We start from the raw sequence: 20,689 nt of genomic DNA, 5'->3' as shown, positions 1-20,689 counted from the left end.
GACGCCGGAGCAACCGCCAGTTGCCGGTTATTGGCTTGTGCGCGTCCTAGGAAAACTATCGGACCAGCGAGGCCGCGACCATCCCGCGCGAGGCATTGCCGATGAAGAAGCCGCGTTCCAGATCATGGATGCGCAGATCGCCCTCCACCGCCTCGCCCATATCGAGCAGGCTCTGGCGCAGGATTCCGCGCAGCAGCCCGCGCGAGGCCGGCGGGGTCACCAGCTTGTCGCCCCGCTCGACGAAGATGGAGGAGAAGCAGCCTTCGGTCAGATAGCCCTGTTCGTCGGTCATCAGCACCTCATAGGTGCCGCCCCGTTGCAGCGCGTCGCGATAGAGGGAGCGGTCGGTGGTCTTGTGCTCCAGCCGGGGATCCGTGGCGGCGGCGAGCCGGGGCACGACCTTCACCTGCATGATCGCCTTGGGCCAGGTGCGATGTTCGCGCACCTCGATCGACACCGAGCCCCGGCGCGACACCAGCAGCCGCACGCGGCTGAGTTCGCGCAGGCGGAAAGTGGCGGCCTGAAGCTCGTTGCGCACGCTGTGGCGGTCGAAGGCGAAGCCCAGCGCCTGCGCGCTGTCCTTCAGCCGGCCAAGATGCAGTTCCAGCAGACGCACGCCTTCATGCGGATCGAAGGCCATGGTCTCGAGCAGATCATATCGTCCGTCAGCCACCGACATCGAACCTATTCACGCCCCACTGCAATCATCTTTCATCCCAGCGACAGGAAGCGCCCCTTGGCCAGGCATTCCGCCCATTCGGCCGACGCATCCGAATCCGCAACGATGCCGGAACCCAGGCCCAGGCGACCGATACCGCTTCCTTCTTCGACGCAAATGGTGCGAATGGCAACATTGAAAGCCGCGTCCCCCGCAGGATCCATCCAGCCCATGGCGCCAGTGTAGACGCCGCGGGCGAAAGGCTCGACCATGTTGATGATCTCCATCGCCCGCACCTTGGGCGCGCCGGTGATCGATCCGCAGGGGAAAAGCACCCGCAGCACGTCGACCGGCGCCAGCCCCGGCAGCACCCGGCCGCGAATGGTGGAGACCATCTGATGGACGGTCGGATAGGTTTCGACCTTGAACAGGTCGGGGACCGTGACCGATCCGGCCCGCGCCACCCGCGACAGATCATTGCGCAACAGGTCGACGATCATCAGATTTTCGGCGCGCTGCTTGGCATCGCGCGCCAACTCGGTCGCCAGGGCGGCATCCCGTTCCGGATCATGATCGCGCACGGCGGTGCCCTTCATCGGCCGCGCCGTCAGTTGCCCGCGCACCTGGGTGAAGAAGAGTTCGGGCGAGAAGGACAATATCTGATGCCCGCCAATGTTGACGACGCCGCCATAGCCGGCCTGCGCGCGCGGACGCAGCGCCGCGTAGAGCGCCATCGGATCGCCGGCGAAGCGCAATTCGCACGGGAAGGTCAGATTGACCTGATAGATGTCGCCGGCACGGATCAGTTCCTGCACCTGGTCGAACTGCGCGCGATAGTCGGCCTCGCTGACCAAAGGCCAGGGCGCATCGACGCTGACCGCCGCAGGATCGGGCATCAGGTCCGCGACGCCATCGGCCGGGATGAAGCGGCAGCCCTCGAACAGGCCGAACCAGAGCAGGGGCATGGCCTGCGGGCCGCCCTTGGGCGGGCGGTGCGCGATCGGCGCCAGCCGATCCTCAAGCGCCAGCCCGGCTTCATAGCTGATATAGCCGGCGGCATGCAGGCCCGCCTCGCGCGCTTCGGCGATGCGGTCGAGCGCGGGCTGTACCTCCTCCATCCGCCAGGCGGCGATGACCGACACCGGATCGCGATACAGCCGTGCGGGCGCTGCCCCCTGGACGCGCGCATCGTCGAACAGGGCAAAGGCTTCGGTGGGACCAGGCAGGCGCATGGCGTCCTCTTAACAGGCTTTGGCGCGCACGAAAGAGCGATGCAGGCAGCAGCATGATTGCCCGGCGGGGCAAAGCTGGCTTAGACAGGAGCCATGTCCGACCAGCCCCCTGCCTCGACCAGCGAACCGCGTCCGTTCAAACCGGCCTTGCTGCTGGGCCTGCGCAGCCGCTGCCCGGCCTGTGGCGAGGGCAAGCTGTTCGCGCGCTTCCTGAAACCGGTCGCCGCGTGCAGCCATTGCGGCCAGCGCTGGGACGGGCATCAGGCCGATGATTTCCCGGCCTATATCGTCATCCTGCTGCTCGGCCATCTGCTGGTGCCGCTGATGATCGAGGTCAATGCCGCGCTGGCCATCCCGATCGGCTGGCAGGCGGTGCTATGGCCGACGCTGGCGGCGATATTGGGGCTGGCGATGATCCAGCCCGCCAAGGGGGCGGTGCTGGCCTTCCAATGGTCGCGCCGGATGCACGGCTTCGCCTGACGGCGCGCCGGCACGCCGAGCCTTATTCTGCCGGCTTGCGGATGAAATTGAGTTCCATCGCTTCGCGCAGCGTATCATCGATCGAGCGACGACCCTCCGCGCCATGGGTGACGACGGTGGTGTCGCAGGTGGCGACGCACACGCCCTTCTGGAAGCCGGCCGAGCTGATCGTCCAGCTGGTGCGGCCGATATGGCCGATCGCGCAATGGACCTCGAACGGATAGGGGAAATGCGATTCCTCGATGAAGTTGAGGTTCACATTGGCCACCAGCCAGCGCACGCCCTGTTCCTGCGGGTGGCGGCCCATATGGTGATGAAAGCGGATACGGGCCGTTTCGAAGATACCGGAAATGGCCACATTGTTGATGTGCCCCATGGTATCGAGATCCTGGAAACGCGTATCGATGCTCGTGATGAAGCGATATGCGTCGGGACTGAACCGCCAGGATTCGGGTTTGGCCATGTCCTGCTTTCCTTGAAATTGTTTTTTTCGCTCTTAGCCCAGCGATCTTGCGATGCAATGTTCGCGGCGAAAATGCCGCGACTGCGACCTTTATGACACAGACAAAATCATAACGATATTGTCACGAAACTGACGCCGCAGCGTCGCGATAGTCACATTGCAGTGCAACATGCCCAGCCTAGAGCGCCCGCCAATCACATCCGATTGGGGGATTTCACCATGCGCCACGCACTCAACCTGCTGCTCGCTTCGACCGCCTGCATCGCCGCGCCCGCCTTTGCCCAGGACATGGCGCCCGCCGCCGATGCATCGGCCGACGCGGACGGCGCCGGCATCATCGTCTTTGGCCGGGGCGAAACCCGCCAGGTCCAGGAAATCACCACCCGCGACCTCGTCACCCTGACGCCCGGCACCAATGCGCTCAAAGCCATCGAGAAGCTGCCCAGCGTCAATTTCCAGTCGTCCGATCCGTTCGGCAGCTATGAATGGTCGCAGCGCGTCAGCATCCGCAGCTTCAACCAGAACCAGCTCGGCTTCACCTTCGACGGCATTCCGCTGGGTGACATGAGCTATGGCAATCATAATGGCCTGCACATCACCCGCGCCATCAGCAGCGAGAATATCGGCACCGTCCGCGTGTCGCAGGGTTCGGGTTCGCTCGGCACCCAGTCGACCGGCAATCTGGGCGGCACGATCGAGACCTTCTCGATCGACCCGGCCGATGCGCTGGGCGCACAGGGCAACCTCACCTATGGCAGCGACGAGACCTGGCGCGCCTTTGCCCGGCTGAACATGGGCAGCGCCGACGGCATTCGTGGTTACGTCTCTTATGCTTACGGCTCGACCGACAAGTGGAAGGGCCAGGGCACGCAGGACCAGCATATGGTCAATGCCAAGGTCGTGATCCCGGTCGGCGACGGCAAGCTGGATGGCTGGCTGAGCTATTCCGACCGCCGCGAGCAGGATTATCAGGACATGTCGATGGACATGATCAACCGCCTGGGCTGGAAATGGGACAATACCTCGCCCGACTATGCCAAGGCAGTCCTCTATGCCGACATCGGCAATAATCGCGGCGAAACCGGCGCGCCGGTCAGCAACGCCGCCGCCGGCACCGTCTATCCCGACAATGTGACGTCGGTCTGGGAAGCCTATTATGATGCCGCCGGTCTGCGCGAGGACTGGCTGGGCGCGATCGGCTACAGCACGCCGCTGGGCGATCATGCCAATTTCAAGATCAAGGGCTATTACCACAATAATAGCGGCATGGGCCTGTGGGCGACCCCGTCGGTCCCCAGCCCCACCGGCGGCTCGCCGCTGTCGATCCGCACCACCGAATATGACATGGACCGGATCGGCGCGTTCGGCAGCGTCGATGCGACGATCGGCATCCAGACGCTGGAAGCGGGCGCCTGGTACGAGAATAACAAGTTCAACCAGGCCCGCCGCTTCTATGCGTTCAAGAGCCGCACCGAAGCCGGCCTGTCCTTCCGCGACTATCCCAAGAACCCGTTCGCGACCCAGTGGGAGTTCGATTTCACCACCGACACGATCCAATATTATGTCCGCGACAAGATCGACATCGGCATGCTGACGATCAACCTGGGCTGGAAGGGCTTCAAGGTCACCAACGAGGCCGAGGCGGTCGTGTCAAGCAGCTTCCCCGAGGGCAAGATCAAGGCCGAGGACTGGTTCCAGCCGCATGCTGGCTTCGCCGTCGAACTGAGCCCCGAGGCGGAAATCTTCGGTGGCTTCACCCAGGTGACCAAGGCCTTTGCCAGCGCCACCACCACCGGCCCGTTCTCCACCAACCAGGCTGGCTTCGACCAGATCCGCGACGATCTGAAGCCGGAAAGTTCCGACACTTACGAACTGGGCCTGCGCTACAACACGTCGCGCTTCAACGGCACGCTGGGCGCCTATCTGGTCAATTTCCGCAACCGCCTGCTGGCGGTGCAGGTCGGCAGCCCGATCCTGGGCCTCGCCTCTGCGCTGCAGAATGTCGGCAATGTTCGCGCCGTCGGCATCGAGGCGGCGGGCGACCTGAAGCTGGGCCAGGGCTTCGGCCTCTATGCCAGCTACAGCTACACCGACGCCACCTATCGCGACGATGTGCTCAACAGCTCGGACGGCACGCTGGTTGCCGCGATCAAGGGCAAGACCGTGGTCGACAGCCCCAAGCATATGCTGCGCGGCGAACTCAATTATGACCAGGGGCCGCTGTTCGGCCGGATCGGCGCCAACTATATGTCGAAGCGCTATTACAGCTACACCAACGATGCGTCGGTCGATGGCCGGGTGATCGTGGACGCCTCGATCGGTTATCGCGTCACCGACCAGATCGAAGTGCAGCTCAACGCCAGCAACCTGTTCGACAAGAAATATATCAGCACGATCGGATCGGGCGGCTTTGGCAATAGCGGCGACGCGCAGACGCTGCTGATCGGTGCGCCGCAGCAATTCTTCGTCACCCTCAAGGCGGGCTTCTAAGATGAACAAGGCCGCGCTGCTTGCCTCCGCCCTGCTCGCCATCACGCCGCTCCCGGCGCTGGCCGAGCCGGTGCTGCTTATCTCGATCGACGGGCTGCGCCCCGGCGACGTGCTGGAGGCGGACAAGCGCGGCCTTGCCTTGCCCAATCTGCGCCGGTTCCTGACCGATGGCGCCCATGCCTCGGGCGTCACCGGCGTATTGCCGACCCTGACCTATCCCAGCCACACGACGCTGATGACCGGCGTGTCGCCGGCCAAACATGGCATCGTCAGCAACAACAGCTTCGACCCGATGCAGATCAACCAGGGCGGCTGGTACTGGTATGCGCAGGATGTGAAGGTGCCGATGCTGTGGGATGCGGCCGCGAAAGCTGGGCTTTCCACCGGCAATATCCACTGGCCGGTCAGCGTCGCCGCCAAGGGCATAAGCTGGAACCTGCCGCAAATCTGGCGCACCGGCCATGCCGATGACGCGCAACTGCTGGACGCGCTGGCGACGCCGGGGCTGAAGGCGGAGCTGGAACGGGCGGTCGGCCAGCCCTATGCCATGGGGATCGATGAAAGCCTGTCCGGTGACCAGAACAGGGGCCGGTTCGCCACCGCCCTGATCGCCGCACATCAGCCCGACTTCCTGACCGTCTACCTCACCGCGCTCGACCATGAGCAGCATGGCAGCGGCCCGGATACGCCGGCCGCCAAAGGGGTGCTGAAAAAGATCGACGCGATCGTCGGCGACCTGATCGCGGCCGAGCGCAAGGCCCATCCCGACGCGCTGATCGCGCTGGTCAGCGACCATGGGTTCGAGGCGACGCATAGCGGCCTCAACCTGTTCCGCCCCTTCATCGACGCGGGCCTCATCACCCTCGGCGCGGACGGCAAGGTCGCGTCGTGGCAGGCCATGCCCTGGATCGGCGGCGGATCGGCCGCGATCATGCTCGCCCGGCCCGACGACAAGATGCTGGCCGACAAGGTGAAGGGCCTGCTCGACAGGCTGGCCGCCAACCCCGCCAACGGCATCGACCGCATCGTCGACCGGGCGGATGTGGCGAAGCTCGGCGGCAATCCGCAGGCCAGCTTCACGATCAACCTCAAGCCCGGCTTCGTCACCGATATCTTCCGCGGCGCCAATGCGCCGCTGGTCGCGCCGACACCGGTCAAGGGCATGCACGGCTATTTCCCCGGCCCGGCCAATCTGCGCGCCACCTTCATGGCGATGGGACCGGGGGTGAAGCCGGGCAAGGATTTGGGCCTGATCGACATGCGCGCGATCGCGCCGACCCTGGCCAGGGCGATGGGCGCCAGCCTGCCCGACGCGGAGGCGGCGCCGATCGAGCTGCGCTGATCCACCCGGCAACGGATCGTTTCCGGCTGCGACGATGGACTTCATTACCCCCGCGACATAATTTTGCGCCCAATCCAACAGGGTCATTTTCGGGGTAGTCCATATGCCGCAGCGTTACAGCCTGGCCGCCATCATCTTGCACTGGGCGATCGCCGCCCTGCTTGCCTTCCAGATTGCCGTCGGCTGGGCGCTGGGCAGTTTGGGCGCGCGCGGCTTTGCGTTGTTCCAGTTGCACAAGTCGATCGGCATCACCGTGCTGCTGCTGACGCTGCTGCGCATCGGCGTGCGCTGGTGGAAGCCGCGCCCGGCCAAGCTGGAGGGCGGCTGGCAGGGCGCGCTGGCGTCCGGCGTCCATGTCGGCCTCTATGCCTTCATGCTGGGCGCGCCGCTGACCGGTTGGGCGCTGGTCTCGACCGCCAAGGTCAAGGTGCCGACGCTGTTCTTCGGCGTCATTCCCCTGCCCCATTTGCCGCTGCCGATGGCAAGCCATGGCCTGGCCGAGGGTGGCCACAGCCTGCTCGCCTGGATCGGCATCGCGCTGGTCGCGCTGCATGTCGCCGGCGCTCTGCGCCATCATGTGCTGATGCGCGACGGGCTGATCTGGCGGATGGTGCCGGGTCGCTCGACCGCCTTGCTGATCGGCCTGCCCGCGCTGATCCTCGCCGGCTTCCTGCTGGGCCGGGCGATCCTGCCGGGTGCCGCGCCCGTCGCGCCGGATGCGCCCGCTGCCAATGCGGTCGAGGCGGAAGACGTGCCTGCCGAAGACAATGCCGTCGAAGCCGCCAGCAATGCGGGCGATAATGCCGCCGCTCCGGCTGCGAACGACACCGCGGCCGTTGCCGAGGAACCCGCCGGCCCGCCCCCCGCATGGGCCGTGCAACCCGGCGGCCGGATCGGCTTTTCGGTCGGCAACAGCGGCGAGACGATCAGCGGCAATTTCTCGAAATGGACCGCGAAGATCGTGATGGACCCCGACCATCCCGAAAGCGCCGACATCAAGGTAACGATCGACATGGCATCGGCCAGCGTCGGCGACGCCTATAAGGACGGCATGCTGCCGGGCGACGAATTCTTCGGCAGCGCCGCCCACCCGACCGCGACCTTCGTTGCCAAGGGGGCGGAGAAGAGCGGCGCCAACGGCTATCGCGCCCATGGCACGCTGACGCTGAAGGGCGTGGCCAAGCCGCAGGCGATCCGCTTCACCCTGTCGGGCAGCGGCACAAGCCGCAAGGTCAGCGGATCGGCCAGCGTCGCCCGCCTGCCCTTTGGCGTGGGCAATGGCGACAGCAGCACCGGTCTTGATCCCAAAGTGATGGTGACCTTCAGCTTTGACGCCAAGGCGCAATAAGGCCATGCGACGCATGGATTAACGCCAATCTTTCTGCCAAGAAGCGGACATGGAACGACAGAGCCGGCATCGCCGAACGCAGATTGAGGATGGGGTGTTCGTCGCCCTGGTGGTGCTGGTTTCCATCGCCTTCGCGCTGGTGGTCGAGCCCTTCTTCGGGGCGATCCTCTGGGGCGTGATCGTCGCCATCCTGTTCATCCCGGTGAACCAGGGGCTGCTCAAGCTGATCCCCGGCCATCGCAACAGCGCCGCGCTGCTGACGCTGTTGCTGATCATCGCCATCGTGATCGTGCCGGCCATCATCCTGTCGATCGCGCTGGTGCAGGAAGCGACCGCGCTCTACGCCCAGATCAATGTGGGGAAGATCAATATTCCCCACATGTTCGCGCAGTTCCAGGCGGCGCTGCCGGATTGGGCGTCGATCGGCCTGCGGCGGCTGGGCATATCCAATTTCGCGGCGGTCCAGCGGCTGCTGACCGATGGCCTGACCGCCAGTTTCCGCACCGTCGCGGCGCAAGCCTTCCTGATCGGCCAGAGCGCCTTCAGCTTCCTCATCGCGCTGACGGTGATGCTCTATCTCACCTTCTTCCTGCTGCGCGACGGGCTCGACCTGACGCGCAAGCTGGACCGGGCCGCGCCGCTGCGGGTGCTGCATCGCCGCGCGCTGATGCGGCAATTCGTCATCGTCATCCGCGCCACCATCAAGGGCAGCATCGTCGTCGCCATCCTGCAGGGGCTGATCGGCGGGCTGGTGTTCGGCGCACTGGGCATTTCCGGCGCGCTGCTGTGGGGCGTGATGATGGGCTTCTTCTCGCTGCTGCCGGCCGTCGGCACTGGCCTCATCTGGGCGCCGGTGGCGATCTATCTGCTGGCGACCGGCGCGATCTGGAAGGGGCTGATCCTGATCTTCTGCGGCATGTTCGTGATCGGCATGGTCGACAATCTGCTGCGCCCGATCCTGGTCGGCCGCGACACCCGCATCCCCGACTATGTGGTGCTGATCACCACGCTCGGCGGCCTGCAATTGTTCGGTTTCAACGGCATCGTCATCGGACCGGTGATCGCCGCCCTGTTCATCGCCACCTGGCAGATCGTGATCCGCACCCGCTCCAACGAAGCGGGCGCGCCACCGCTGACATTCTAGACCCTGATCGTCTGAGGTGGAAGCGCTCCGCGCTTTCACCGATGGCGTGAATCAGGGTCTAAAGCCGGAGAATCAGCCGGCTTCCAGCGCCGCGCCGGCTTCCATCCAGACTTCCTCGGCCGCTTCCAGCTTCTTCTCCACCGCAGCGCGCTTCACCATCAGTTCGCTGGTGGTCATCTTCGCCTCGGCGCCGGTTGCGCTCCTGGGATCGGACAGTATGGCGTCGATGCGCTTGCGCTCGGCGATCAGCGTGGACATCTCGCGCTCGGCCTTGTTGACGGCATTCTTGAGCGTCTTCTGCTTCTCGCGCCATTCGGCGGCAGCCTTCTTGTCCGCCTTGCGGTCGACCTTGGGCGCATCGCCGCCCGACGGGTTGCCGTCCGCCTTGCGCAGGATGATGTCGGTATAATCGTCGAGCGATCCGTCGAACGGCTGGGCGGTGCCATTGTCGACCAGCACCAGCCGGTCGGCGACCAGTTCGATCATGTGGCGATCATGGCTGACGATGACGACGGCGCCCGAATATTCGTTGAGCGCCTGCACCAGCGCCTCGCGGCTGTCGACGTCCAGATGGTTGGTCGGTTCGTCGAGGATCAGCAGGTGCGGCGCATCGCGGGTGATGAGCGCCAGCGCCAGACGCGCGCGCTCGCCACCCGACATGGAGCCGACCTTCTGCGTCGCGCGCTCGCCCGAAAAGCCGAAACGGCCAAGCTGGGCACGGACCGCACCGGGCGTCGCCCCCTTCATGACGCGGGTCATATGCTCCAGCGGCGTGTCGGTAACGTCCAGCTCCTCCACCTGATATTGGGTGAAATAACCGACATTCATCTTGGCCGAACTGTTGATCGCGCCTTCCATCGGCGCCAGCTGCGCCGCGATCAGGCGGGCCAGCGTGGTCTTGCCGTTGCCGTTGCGGCCGAGCAGCGCGAGGCGATCGTCGGGATCGATGCGCAGATTGACGCGGCGCAGGATCGGCGTGTCGTCATAGCCGACCGAGGCCATGTCCATGGTGATGAGCGGCGGGCGCAGTTCGGCGGGGCTTGGGAAACCGAAATGCAGGCTGGGGTCTTCGATCGCGGCGGCAATGGGCTGCATCTTGGCCAGCGCCTTGGCGCGCGACTGGGCCTGCTTCGCGGTCGAGGCGCGGGCCGAATTGCGGGCGACATAATCCTGCAGCTTCTCCCGCTCGGCCGCCTGCTTGGCACGGGCAGCCTCCTGCTGGGCGAGGCGTTCGGCACGCTGCCGCTCGAAGGCATCATAGCCGCCGGGATAGAGGGTGATCTTCCCGCCTTCGAGATGCAGGATATAGTCGACCACATTGTTGAGCAGGTCGCGCTCATGGCTGATGATGACCACGGTGCCGCGATAGGCCTTGAGGAAATTCTCCAGCCACAAGGTCGCTTCGAGATCGAGATGGTTCGACGGTTCGTCGAGCAGCAGCAGGTCCGGGTTGGAGAAGAGCAGCGCCGCCAAGGCAACGCGCATCTTCCAGCCGCCCGAATAACTGTCGAGCGGACGGCCCTGCATTTCCTCGTCAAAGCCCAGGCCAACGAGGATGCGGGCGGCGCGTGCAGGCGCGGTATAGGCATCGATCGTGGTCAGCCGCTCATAGATATGACCGAGCCGATCGGGATCTTCGGTATGCTCCGCCTCCGCCATCAGTGCGGCGCGTTCCTTGTCGGCGGCAAGCACGGTGTCGAACGGGGTCGCGGTGCCCGAGGGGGCTTCCTGCGCGATATAGCCCAGGCGGGTGTCGCGCGGCATGTCGCAGCTGCCCTCGTCCGGGTCGAGCTGGCCGATCATCACCTTCATCAGGGTCGACTTGCCCGCGCCGTTGCGGCCGATGAGGCCGACGCGGCTGCGCGGCGGCAGTGCGGCGCCGGCGCGGTCGAGGATGGTGCGGCCGCCCAGGCGCACGGTGATACCGTTCAAGTTAAGCATGGCCGCGCCTGTAGCAGAGCTGCGGCGGGGGGTGAAGCGGCTTGGCGCGCTTGCGAAAGCTGCAAAGTATATGGTGTTGCAGAGGACGCATTTGCGCCGCTGCCGGTCCGCAGTGACGACTTCGCAATAGGAGATTTTTGCGAAGTCTTGCGGTCGACACGCAAAAAATGGGGGTGAGCAAGGGCCCACCCCGCAGGTGTCAGAGGCCGTCGACGGCCTTGCTGACAAGGATATTGACCGCGACGCGGCGATTCTGCGCCTTGCCCTCGATCGTGTCGTTGCTGGCCACCGGATCGGCCTCGGCCATGCCGGTGGGGGTCAGCATGCGATAGGGCTTCCAGCCGCACGCCTGCTGCAAATAATTGACCACGCGCGAGGCACGCTTTTCGCTGAGTTCCTGATTCAGCTCCTCGCCACCGGTGGAGTCGGTATAACCCACGACCAGCAGCAGCGCATTGCTCATGCCATTGGCCGAGGTCGCCGCGGCGCAGAGGTCATTCTTCGCCTGGGCCGACAGCACCGCCTTACCGGTGTCGAAATTGACGTTGGTCGTACCCTTCACATTATATTGGTCGATCTCACCCATGCGACCGCGCAGCGCCTCGGTCGCGGCGGTCTGCTCGTCGAACCGCTGGGCCGTGCCGTTGTTGATCATCGACGCGGTCTTGAGATCCTTGTTCTGCAGGGCGATCTTGCTGGCGAGCAGCCCTTCGCCGGCCTGCAGGGTCTTCACCGTCACCGGCAGACCGTTCAGCAGCGATGTCGCGGCCAGATGGTCGCGGCCAAGGCCGAACAGCCCCTTGCTGGCGCTGATCTTGGTATCGTCATTGATGGTGATGACGCTCTTGCTGCCGTCAGCAGCGGTCACCTGCATCCGATCGCCGCTGCGCGCGGAGATGATGCCCTTGATCTCGGGCCCCTCCGTCAGTTCGGCGGCCGGCATGGCGACGCTGGCCGACACATCGGCCGGCGGCGCGTCCTGGGCCTGGTCCTGCGCCACGACGGCGGCCGGGGCGGCCCCGGCCAGCAGGGCAAGCATCACAAGATATTTTTGGTTTTTGGACATGATAGGCATCACGCTGCTCCTTCACTTCTCGATCGGTCGGGCCTGCAGCATTGCAGCTTGTCGTCCGACGGCGGCCGCCTGGTGGCGTTTCCGGCCGTCAGAACCCCCTTCTTCTGACCTTCATAAATTTTGACGTCTTGGCGCCGTGGGATGCGCCAGACACATTGCCTGTTCGTGTCCGGCTTTCTGCTGCATGAACAGCCCGTGTTCCGGCCGTGTTGCGCAGGCCAGATGAGTGGATGATGCGACGAAACGAAGGCGAAGACCGAAAGTGTTAACGCGATCCACTTGAGTCAGAACAGCTATAGATTTCCATCACACTTCGCGATGAAGACCACTCTTGTTGTGAAACAAAAATCAGCGTCCGCGTGGAACAAATTCCGAATTTCTATTTTTGCGCTTTCATGCCATTGACTTGAAACATTATTTGACGATCCGGTCTGCGTGGGCGTGCGGAAGCAGGCCGATGGACGCCTCGACCGGCCGCAGCCGCAACGCGCATCACCGGCGGTCGACGGCGGGATCTGTGGCAATATGGTCACAGACGGAAATATTCGCATATTTTGCGCAAAATAGCATTGCGACGCATTCGCATTATTGTTGCGATCGCCTCGCAATACCGCTTAGGACGACGCCCAATTTCCTACCAGAAAACAGGGGTCTTCATGCTGTCCAAATATCACTGGCTTGCCGGCGTCGCACTATGCGTCGTCGCCCTTCCCGCCGCCGCGCAGACCAATGCCGCACCGGCCGATGAGAATCGCGACGACCAGATCGTCGTCACCGGCACCTATACGCTGCCCGACAAGATCGACACCGCGACGGGCCTGGGCCTGACGGTGCAGGAAACCCCGCAGTCGGTCAGCATCATGACCGCGCAGCGCATCCTCGACCAGAATCTGATCAGCGTGAAGGACGTCATCACCAATGCGGTGGGCGTATCCGCCAACGAAGTCGATGACGTGCGCAACAGCTTCTTCGCGCGCGGCTTCGAGATCCGCAACACCCAGGTCGACGGCGTGCCCGCGGCCTGGACGCTAGCCGGTGGCAATGGCGAGACCAGCATCGACGTCTCCATCTATGAACGGATCGAGGTCGTGCGCGGCGCGACCGGCCTGCTGTCGGGCGCGGGCGATCCGTCCGCATCGGTCAACCTGGTGCGCAAGCATGCCGACGCCACCGACCTGACCGGCTATGTCAATGCCAGCATCGGCAGCTGGAACACCTGGCGCCTGTCGGCCGACATTGGCGGCGCGCTGACCGCCGATGGCCGCATCCGCGCCCGGCTGGTCGGTCGCTATGAAAAGGGCGACTATTTCATCGACATTCAGGACCGCAAGAAGTGGGTCCTCTATGGCGTGGTCGAGGCCGACGTCACCGATAGCACGCTGGTCCGCGTCGGCATGAGCCACCAGGACAGCAAGCCCAAGGGCGCGACCTGGGGCGCGCTGCCCACCTTCTACACCGACGGCACGCTGACCGACCTGCCCCGGTCGCAGACCACGGCGGCGGACTGGACCTACTGGAACACCACCAACCAGAATATCTATGCCACGGTGCGCCAGGAATTTGGCGATCGCTGGAACCTGACCGCCAATTACAACCGACTCAAGACCACTGGCGATACGCAGCTCCTGTATCTCTATGGCGGCGTCGACAAGGCGACCGGCACGATGGACGGCACCAACCCCTACAAGTCCAAGGGTGAAAGCATCCAGAACAGCATCGACGCCCAGCTGAAGGGCCAGGTGGCGCTGTTCGGCCGCGATCATGAGGTCGTGCTGGGCGCGCTGCACAGCGTGCTGAAGCGGCACACCGACAATTATGTCGCGCCCTCGCCCTGGCTGACGGACGTGCCGGTGATCGGCCAGGAAGGCGTGCCCTATCCCGAGCCGGTCTGGGGCACCGACGCGGTGCGCAACGAACAGGAACGGATCGAGCAGACCGGCTATTATGGCGCGTTCCGCCTGAACGTCGCCGATCCGTTCAAGGTCATCCTGGGCGGCCGCATCGCCAGCTGGAACCAGCGTGGCTTCGCCTGGAGCGGGCCGAGCGACTATGGCGACGACAATGTGTTCATCCCCTATGTCGGCGCCTTGTACGACATCACGGCAAACCATCGCGTCTATGCCAGCTATACCAAGATCTTCCAGCCGCAGAACCTGTATGACCGCGAACAGCGCCTGCTCGATCCGCTGAACGGCGCCGCCTATGAAATCGGCCTCAAGAGCAGCTTCTTCGGCGATGCGCTGCAGACCTCGATCGCACTGTTCCGCATCGAGCAGGATAATGTCGGCGAGATGGACGGCCCGGAAATCATCCTGAACGGCCAGACCTTCCAGCCCTATCGCGCGGTCGAGGGTGTCACCAGCAAGGGCTTCGAACTGGAAGCCACCGGCCAGCCGCTGCCGGGCTGGAACGTCAATGCCAGCTACAGCCAGTTCAAGATCGAGGATCCGGACGGCAATGACGTGAACACTGCCCAGCCGCGCAAGCTGCTCAAGATCTTCACCACCTATGACCTGCCTGGCGTGCTGACCGGCCTGACCGTCGGTGGCGGCGTCAATTATCGCAGCAAGGCCTATTCGGACGGCACCATCCCCGGCACCACGCCGGCCGTGCCCTTCCGCTTCCAGCAGGACGGCTATACGCTGGTCAGCCTGATGGCGCGCTATGCCGTGACCGAACAGCTGCAGCTCCAGGCCAATGTCGAAAATCTGTTCGACAAGAAATATTACAGCCAGGCCGGTTCGTTCAGCCAATATCGCTACGGCGCCCCGCGCAATTTCACGATCAGCGCGAACTACAAGTTCTGATGCTGGAAGGGCGCCGTGGGAGACCAGGGCGCCCTTTTTGTTGGGGGTGGATGGATGCTGACGCAGGTCCAGCATCAGGAATGACGCAACGTTGTTTTGGGGTGGCGCCCGGCCATTCCCCTCCCGCCGGCGGGAGGGGGAGCGAGACTTGCGCGCGCAGCGCGTTAGTCGCAGCGGGGTGGGCTTTCGCGATGTCCAGCCCACCCCCTAACCCCCTCCCGCTTGCGGGAGGGGGAACAGGTCCGAACTTGGTCGCTTCCGGTCAATCTGATACCAAGAACCCGACGACGCCGTGCGCCGCCGGGTTGCACATTCTTCAGAAGCGGTCCGCGTTCATGACCTTGGTCCAGGCCGCGGCGAAGTCGGTGACGAACTTCTCCTTCGCATCGTCCTCGGCATAGACTTCGGCGACGGCGCGCAGTTCGGAGTTGGAGCCGAAGATCAGGTCGACCGGGGTCGCCGTCCACTTTGCCGCGCCGCTGGCCCGGTCCTTGCCGTCATAGAGGCCCGGCGTCGCCGACTTGCTCCACACCGTGTCCATCGTCAGCAGGTTGACGAAGAAATCGTTGCTGAGCGTGCCCGGACGGGTCGTCAGCACGCCATTCTTCGATCCGCCGCTATTGGCGCCGAGCGCGCGCATGCCGCCGACCAGCACGGTCATTTCCGGCACGGTGAGGTCGAGGGCGTCGGCCTTGTCCACCAGCGCGTCGGCCGGGCTGACCTCCGCCCTGGGGCCATACCAGTTGCGGAAGCCGTCCGCCTTGGGCTCCAGATAGGCGAAGGAGGCGACATCGGTCTGCGCCTGCGCGGCGTCGACCCGCCCCGGCGTGAACGGCACGGTGATGCTGTAGCCGCCCTTCTGCGCCGCCTGCTCGACCGCGGCGTTGCCGCCAAGCACGATGAGGTCGGCCATCGACACCTGATTGCCGGATTTCGCGAAATCCTTCTGAATCGCGGTCAGCTTCGTCAGCACCTTGCTGAGTTCCGCCGGGTCGTTGACCGCCCAGCCTCGCTGCGGGTCGAGCCGCAGGCGCGCGCCGTTGGCGCCGCCGCGCATGTCGGTGCTGCGGAAGGTCGCGGCCGAGGCCCAGGCAGTGCGCACCAGTTCCGGCCCGGTCAGGCCCGCCCCCAGCACGGCGGCCTTCAGCTTGGCCTGATCGGCGGCGCTGACGGGGGCGAAGCTCGCCTTGGGCAGCGGATCCTGCCAGCTATAGGTTTCGGACGGGATGTCCTTGCCGAGATAGCGGGCCTGCGGTCCCAGATCGCGATGGGTCAGCTTGAACCAGGCGCGGGCGAAGGCCTTGCTGAACAGCTCGGGATCCTTCTGCCAGCTTTCCAGCACCTTGCGGAAACCGGGATCTTCCTTGAGCGCGATGTCGGTGGTGAACATGATCGGCGCGTGCCGCTTGTCCTTCACATGCGCGTCGGGAACCATCTGCGCGGTGGCGGGATCGGTCGGGATCCACTGGGTCGCGCCGGCCGGGCTCTTGGTCTTGACCCAGTCGAAGTTCAGCAGATTGTCGATATATTGGGTGGTGAACTGGGTCGGCGTGGCCGACCAGGCGCCTTCCAGGCCCGAGGTCAGCGTATCCTCCGCATTGCCCTTGCCGCACTTGTTCTTCCAGCCAAGGCCCTGATCCTCGATGCCGGCGGCGGCGGGTTCCGCGCCCAGGCATTCCTCGGGCTTCTTGGCGCCATGCGCCTTGCCGAAGGTGTGGCCGCCCGCGATCAGCGCCAGCGTTTCCTCGTCATCCATCGCCATATTGCCGAAGGCGCGGCGGATGTCTGCGGCGGCGCCCTTGGGATCATGATTGGCGCCGGGGCCTTCGGGGTTCACATAGATGAGGCCCATGGTGGTCGCGGCGAGCGAACGCTTGAGCGAACCGTCCGGATTGGAGCGCTCGGTCCCCATCATCTTGGTTTCCGGCCCCCAATAGACGACGTCCGGCTGCCAGGCGTCGATGCGGCCGCCGGCAAAGCCCACGGTCTTGAAGCCCATATCCTCCAGCGCGACATTGCCGGACAGGACCATCAGGTCGCCCCAGCTCAATTTGCGGCCATATTTCTGCTTGATCGGCCAGACCAGGCGGCGGGCCTTGTCGAGGCTGACATTGTCGGGCCAGCTGTTGAGCGGATCGAACCGCTGTTCGCCGCCGTCCGAGCCACCGCGACCGTCGCCGACGCGATAGGTGCCGGCGCTGTGCCAGGCCATGCGGATGAAGAAGGGGCCATAATGGCCATAGTCCGCCGGCCACCAGGGCTGCGACGTGGTCAATACCTTGCGGATGTCGGCCTTGACCGCTTCGAGGTCGAGGCTGTTGAATTCCTTCACATAGTCATAGTCGGCGCCATAGGGATTGGCGCGGGTCGCCTCATGCTGGCGCAGCGCGGTGAGGTCGAGGCGGTTGGGCCACCAATCCTTATTGGTCATGCCGCCGGGCTTCTCGTTGACGGGCGGCTTGGGCGCCTCGGTCACGGTGTCGGCCTGCGGCGACGGCTTGGGCTTGGGATCGGCGGCGAGCACCGGGCTGGCAAGCAGCGCGCACGCCAAAGCGAATGTGGAAATGCGGGTCGTGGACATGTTTCTCTCCCCTGTCCTGTTCTGCCTGTTCAAGGCGCGAAAAGGGGTAGTCCTGTGCGGCGGCGGATCGAAACGAATCGATTCCGTCACAGTGATCGGATTTTCCTATGAGAGAGGGTGGATCGGAGCGGTCAGCCTTTTGGTGGCGGAGAAGTCGGCGCCGCCGCGTAGAGGGTGAACTGGCCGTGCAGGCCGCCGGTCGAGGACTGGCCGACCCACAGGTCGAACAGGCCCGGTTCGGCGATGCGGTGGTTGCCGGCACCGACAAATTCGAGGTCGGTGCGCGACAGGGTGAAGCGGACCTGGGTGGAATCGCCCGGCGACAGGGTCACGCGCTGGATGCGCTTCAGTTCGCGGATCGGGCGGGTGCGGCTGGCGACGCGGTCGCGGATATAGAGCTGCACCACTTCGCTGCCCTTGCGCTTGCCCTTGTTGGTGAGGCGCGCGGTGATTTCGACCGCGCCGTCCCAGCGCAGCGCGGTGTCGGAGAGCTTCAGGTCGCTGAGGGCGAAATCGGTGTAGCTGAGGCCATGGCCGAAGGGGAAACGGGCGCTGTTGTCGGTGGTGGCGTAGCGCGCCTTATATTCGGTGCTGCCATTGTCCACCGTCGGTCGGCCGGTCGACTTGCGATCGTAGAAGAAAGGCTCCTGCCCGCTTTCCCAAGGGAAGCTGACCGGCAGCTTGGCCGAGGGATCGACCTTGCCGAAGAGGATGTCGGCCAGCGCATGGCCGGTTTCCGATCCCAGGAACCAGGTCGCCAGCAAGGCCTGGGCATTGGCGACGCCGTCATGCAAAGCGAGCGCGCGGCCATGGCGCAGCAGGACGATCACCGGCTTGCCGGTGGCGGCGATCGCATCGGCCAGCGCCTGTTGCGAGGACGGCAGCTCGATCATCGTGCGCGACTGCGCCTCGCCCGACATCGCCTGGGATTCGCCGACCGCCAGGATCACCACGTCCGCCGTCTTCGCCGCCGCGACGGCACGGGCGATCCCGTCCTTGATCGGGCCGTTGACTGCGCAGCCCAGTTCGACCGTCAGCTTCGCGGGATCGGGCATCGCCGCGCGCAGGCCGGTGGCAATGTCGACCCCCTTGTCGGGATCGCCGTAAAAGGCCCAGGGGCCGTAGAGATTGGCCTTGTCCTCGCCGAACGGACCGATCAGCGCGATCCTTTGCCCGGCAGCGGGATCGAGCGGCAGCACCCCGTCATTCTTGAGCAGCACGACCGATCGCGCCGCCGCCTCGCGCGCCAGTGCATGATGGCCAGGCGTGCCGATGCGCGCCTTCTCCACCGTCTCATCGAGCGAGCGATAAGGATTGTCGAACAGCCCCATCGCGGTCTTCACATAGAGGATGCGGCGCACGGCGACATCGACCGTCGCCATCGGCACCGCGCCGCTCTTCACCAGATCGGGGATGTGGCGGATATAGAGGCCGCTCTGCATCGACATGTCGACCCCGGCCAGCACCGCGAGGCGGGCGGCGTCGCGCTCATCCTCGGCAAAGCCATGGGCGACCAGTTCCTCGTCGGCGGTGTAGTCGGAAAAGACGAAGCCGCGAAACTGCATCTCGCCGCGCAATATGTCGGTCAGCAATTCGCGGTCGGCGGTGGCGGGCACGCCGTTAATCTCGTTGAAGGCGGCCATGGTGGTGAGCGCGCCGGCGGCAAAGGCCTTGCCGAAGGGCGGCAAATGGGTTTCGCGCAGCGTCTCGTCACTGATGTCGACGCTGCCATATTCCAGCCCCGCCGCGACCGCGCCATAGGCGGCGAAATGCTTGGGACAGGCGAGCAGCGAATCGTCGCGGCGCAGGTCGCGCCCCTGAAAGCCGCGAATCCGCGCCGCCGACAACAGGCCGGTCAGATAGACATCCTCGCCCGCGCCCTCGACCACCCGGCCCCAGCGCTGGTCGCGCGCGACATCGACCATCGGCGCGAAGGTAAGGTGCAGGCCCGCCGCCGTCGCCTCCACCGCCATGACCCGCGCGGTCTTTTCCACCAGCATGGGATCGAAGCAGGAAGCCTCCCCCAGCGGTACGGGAAAGATGGTCTTGAGCCCGTGAATCACGTCGCCGGCCAGCAGCAGCGGAATGCCGAGCCGGCTGTTCTTGACCGCCATTTCCTGCGCGCGGCGCCCACCGGCAACGCCGATTCCGTTGAACAGGCAGCCGACCCGGCCCTTGCGAATCTCGTCGGCCAGGCGCTTCTCGTCCTGGATGCCGGCCGCCGGGTTGGGCGGGTTGAAGGGACGGAAGCTGTCGGCCAGGCAGGTCATCTGCCCGGCCTTTTCCTCCAGCGTCATCTTCGCGATCAGCGCATCGACGCGGGCGACGTCGGCCTGCGCCAGTGCGCGGCGGGGAATGCCAAGGGCGAGGACACCGCCCAGGGTGCGGATCAGGAGGTCGCGGCGATCAAGAGTCATGCGGGAGAGAGCGTAACCGGGGAAGAATGAACGGGGCTTGTCCGAAGACAAACGGACTTCCGCCGATTTTGTTGCGCTGCGGCAATAAGCCTGCGGCGCGGCGCCCCGATCCCGCGATCAGGCCATGCGCCGAATCATGTCGCGCGAATCAGGAGTAGCAATCACGCCTGAGCCGACAATTTGGTGCCGACCACGCCGATCACGATCATCGCCATGAAGCCGATCTGGGCCATGTTGACCCGATCGCCATAGAGAATCATGCCGCCGATGATGACGCCCACGGCGCCCAGGCCCGTCCAGATCGCATAGGCGGTGCCCGCCGGCAGATCGCGCATCGCCAGCGCCAGAAGGCCCATGTTGAGGAAGCTGAGGCCGATCGGCACGGCCGATGCCTGCCAGCTACCGACGGTGGCGGCCCATTTCAGGCTCAACGCCCAGATGATTTCGGTGAATACGGCAATGCCGAGAATGACCCAGGCCAAGCGGCGTTCCTCTTGCGGTAACGGGCTCGGCTGGAGCGGCGCGCGGACCGGAAACCCGAAAGAGGCGGCGCGCCGATGAGGGCAGTGGTGGACAGGGCTGGATTCGAACCAGCGTACGGAAACCCGGGCAGATTTACAGTCTGCTGCCTTTAACCACTCGGCCACCTGTCCAGTGCCCTACGCGGTGGAAATTTGCTGTCCCGCCGCGCTGGAGGCGGCTCAATGGCGA

General features: G+C 64.9%; 14 protein-coding genes and 1 tRNA gene. 6 read left to right on the top strand and 9 right to left on the bottom strand.

All coding sequences use genetic code 11. The features are described 5' to 3' along the window. Positions 1-55 precede the first annotated feature (55 nt). Positions 56-679: an aminotransferase class IV gene (locus VHN57_RS24380; RefSeq protein ID WP_278986171.1), complete on the bottom strand. Its 624-nt coding sequence runs from the start codon at positions 677-679 to the stop codon at positions 56-58. 32 nt (positions 680-711) lie between these two features. Next, the gene (pabB, locus tag VHN57_RS24375; RefSeq protein ID WP_278986172.1) at positions 712-1,890 is read right to left on the bottom strand and encodes an aminodeoxychorismate synthase component I; all 1,179 of its coding nucleotides are present in this window, start codon (positions 1,888-1,890) and stop codon (positions 712-714) included. Positions 1,891-1,983: 93 nt separating this feature from the next. Between pabB and VHN57_RS24370 the strand changes: the two genes are divergently transcribed. Next, positions 1,984-2,370 (top strand): DUF983 domain-containing protein, encoded by a 387-nt coding sequence (locus VHN57_RS24370; RefSeq protein ID WP_037515965.1) that lies wholly within the window; start codon positions 1,984-1,986, stop codon positions 2,368-2,370. 22 nt (positions 2,371-2,392) lie between these two features. Here VHN57_RS24370 and VHN57_RS24365 read toward each other — a convergent pair whose 3' ends face one another. Further along, on the bottom strand, positions 2,393-2,833 hold the full coding sequence (locus VHN57_RS24365; RefSeq protein ID WP_004210293.1) for an acyl-CoA thioesterase: 441 nt from the start codon (positions 2,831-2,833) through the stop codon (positions 2,393-2,395). Positions 2,834-3,052: 219 nt separating this feature from the next. Between VHN57_RS24365 and VHN57_RS24360 the strand changes: the two genes are divergently transcribed. From VHN57_RS24360 to VHN57_RS24345, 4 genes are all read left to right on the top strand, one after another. Beyond that, the gene (locus tag VHN57_RS24360) at positions 3,053-5,323 is read left to right on the top strand and encodes a TonB-dependent receptor (RefSeq protein WP_278986174.1); all 2,271 of its coding nucleotides are present in this window, start codon (positions 3,053-3,055) and stop codon (positions 5,321-5,323) included. 1 nt (position 5,324) lies between these two features. After that, positions 5,325-6,665 (top strand): alkaline phosphatase family protein, encoded by a 1,341-nt coding sequence (locus tag VHN57_RS24355; RefSeq protein WP_278986175.1) that lies wholly within the window; start codon positions 5,325-5,327, stop codon positions 6,663-6,665. Positions 6,666-6,768: 103 nt separating this feature from the next. Beyond that, positions 6,769-8,013 carry a YceI family protein gene (locus tag VHN57_RS24350; RefSeq protein ID WP_278986177.1) on the top strand — a complete coding sequence of 415 codons (1,245 nt, stop codon included), beginning with the start codon at positions 6,769-6,771 and terminating at the stop codon, positions 8,011-8,013. Positions 8,014-8,062: 49 nt separating this feature from the next. Beyond that, positions 8,063-9,157: an AI-2E family transporter gene (locus tag VHN57_RS24345; RefSeq protein WP_125985652.1), complete on the top strand. Its 1,095-nt coding sequence runs from the start codon at positions 8,063-8,065 to the stop codon at positions 9,155-9,157. A 72-nt stretch (positions 9,158-9,229) separates the two neighbouring features. On the opposite strand, the gene VHN57_RS24340 is transcribed toward VHN57_RS24345, so the two are convergent. Both VHN57_RS24340 and VHN57_RS24335 read right to left on the bottom strand, forming a co-directional pair. Continuing rightward, on the bottom strand, positions 9,230-11,098 hold the full coding sequence (locus tag VHN57_RS24340; protein ID WP_313227930.1) for an ABC-F family ATP-binding cassette domain-containing protein: 1,869 nt from the start codon (positions 11,096-11,098) through the stop codon (positions 9,230-9,232). Between the two features lie 199 nt (positions 11,099-11,297). Continuing rightward, a complete protein-coding gene (locus tag VHN57_RS24335; protein ID WP_037515939.1) occupies positions 11,298-12,173 on the bottom strand; it encodes an OmpA family protein in 876 nt (291 codons plus the stop codon). Between the two features lie 656 nt (positions 12,174-12,829). On the opposite strand from VHN57_RS24335, the gene VHN57_RS24330 reads away from it, so the two are divergent. Continuing rightward, positions 12,830-14,980, top strand: a complete 2,151-nt coding sequence (locus tag VHN57_RS24330; protein WP_313227931.1) for a TonB-dependent siderophore receptor — start codon at positions 12,830-12,832, stop codon at positions 14,978-14,980. 316 nt (positions 14,981-15,296) lie between these two features. Here VHN57_RS24330 and katG read toward each other — a convergent pair whose 3' ends face one another. From katG to VHN57_RS24310, 4 genes are all read right to left on the bottom strand, one after another. Further along, positions 15,297-17,561 (bottom strand): catalase/peroxidase HPI, encoded by a 2,265-nt coding sequence (katG, locus tag VHN57_RS24325; RefSeq protein WP_423285935.1) that lies wholly within the window; start codon positions 17,559-17,561, stop codon positions 15,297-15,299. Between the two features lie 131 nt (positions 17,562-17,692). Beyond that, a complete protein-coding gene (locus VHN57_RS24320; RefSeq protein WP_423285933.1) occupies positions 17,693-19,978 on the bottom strand; it encodes a glycoside hydrolase family 3 N-terminal domain-containing protein in 2,286 nt (761 codons plus the stop codon). Between the two features lie 161 nt (positions 19,979-20,139). After that, entirely contained in the window at positions 20,140-20,460 is a 321-nt protein-coding gene (locus VHN57_RS24315) for a DMT family transporter (protein ID WP_017499387.1), read from the bottom strand. An 85-nt stretch (positions 20,461-20,545) separates the two neighbouring features. Beyond that, positions 20,546-20,631, bottom strand: a tRNA-Tyr gene (locus VHN57_RS24310). Positions 20,632-20,689: the final 58 nt, after the last annotated feature.

The sequence above is a fragment of the Sphingobium salicis subsp. salicis genome (assembly GCF_049472635.1).
Classification (GTDB): domain Bacteria; phylum Pseudomonadota; class Alphaproteobacteria; order Sphingomonadales; family Sphingomonadaceae; genus Sphingobium; species Sphingobium yanoikuyae_A.
Note: the sequence above shows the minus strand (reverse complement) of the source record. Positions and strands in the feature narration are given on the sequence as shown.

Bases quoted from the DNA above. Each gene is read 5' to 3' on its own strand.
- VHN57_RS24330 (WP_313227931.1), top strand. From the start codon at position 12,830: ATGCTGTCCAAATATCACTGGCTTGCCGGCGTCGCACTATGCGTCGTC.
- VHN57_RS24365 (WP_004210293.1), bottom strand. From the start codon at position 2,833: ATGGCCAAACCCGAATCCTGGCGGTTCAGTCCCGACGCATATCGCTTC.
- VHN57_RS24360 (WP_278986174.1), top strand. From the start codon at position 3,053: ATGCGCCACGCACTCAACCTGCTGCTCGCTTCGACCGCCTGCATCGCC.
- VHN57_RS24350 (WP_278986177.1), top strand. From the start codon at position 6,769: ATGCCGCAGCGTTACAGCCTGGCCGCCATCATCTTGCACTGGGCGATC.
- VHN57_RS24320 (WP_423285933.1), bottom strand. From the start codon at position 19,978: ATGACTCTTGATCGCCGCGACCTCCTGATCCGCACCCTGGGCGGTGTC.
- katG (WP_423285935.1), bottom strand. From the start codon at position 17,561: ATGTCCACGACCCGCATTTCCACATTCGCTTTGGCGTGCGCGCTGCTT.
- pabB (WP_278986172.1), bottom strand. From the start codon at position 1,890: ATGCGCCTGCCTGGTCCCACCGAAGCCTTTGCCCTGTTCGACGATGCG.
- VHN57_RS24355 (WP_278986175.1), top strand. From the start codon at position 5,325: ATGAACAAGGCCGCGCTGCTTGCCTCCGCCCTGCTCGCCATCACGCCG.
- VHN57_RS24370 (WP_037515965.1), top strand. From the start codon at position 1,984: ATGTCCGACCAGCCCCCTGCCTCGACCAGCGAACCGCGTCCGTTCAAA.
- VHN57_RS24345 (WP_125985652.1), top strand. From the start codon at position 8,063: ATGGAACGACAGAGCCGGCATCGCCGAACGCAGATTGAGGATGGGGTG.
- VHN57_RS24340 (WP_313227930.1), bottom strand. From the start codon at position 11,098: ATGCTTAACTTGAACGGTATCACCGTGCGCCTGGGCGGCCGCACCATC.
- VHN57_RS24380 (WP_278986171.1), bottom strand. From the start codon at position 679: ATGTCGGTGGCTGACGGACGATATGATCTGCTCGAGACCATGGCCTTC.
- VHN57_RS24335 (WP_037515939.1), bottom strand. From the start codon at position 12,173: ATGCCTATCATGTCCAAAAACCAAAAATATCTTGTGATGCTTGCCCTG.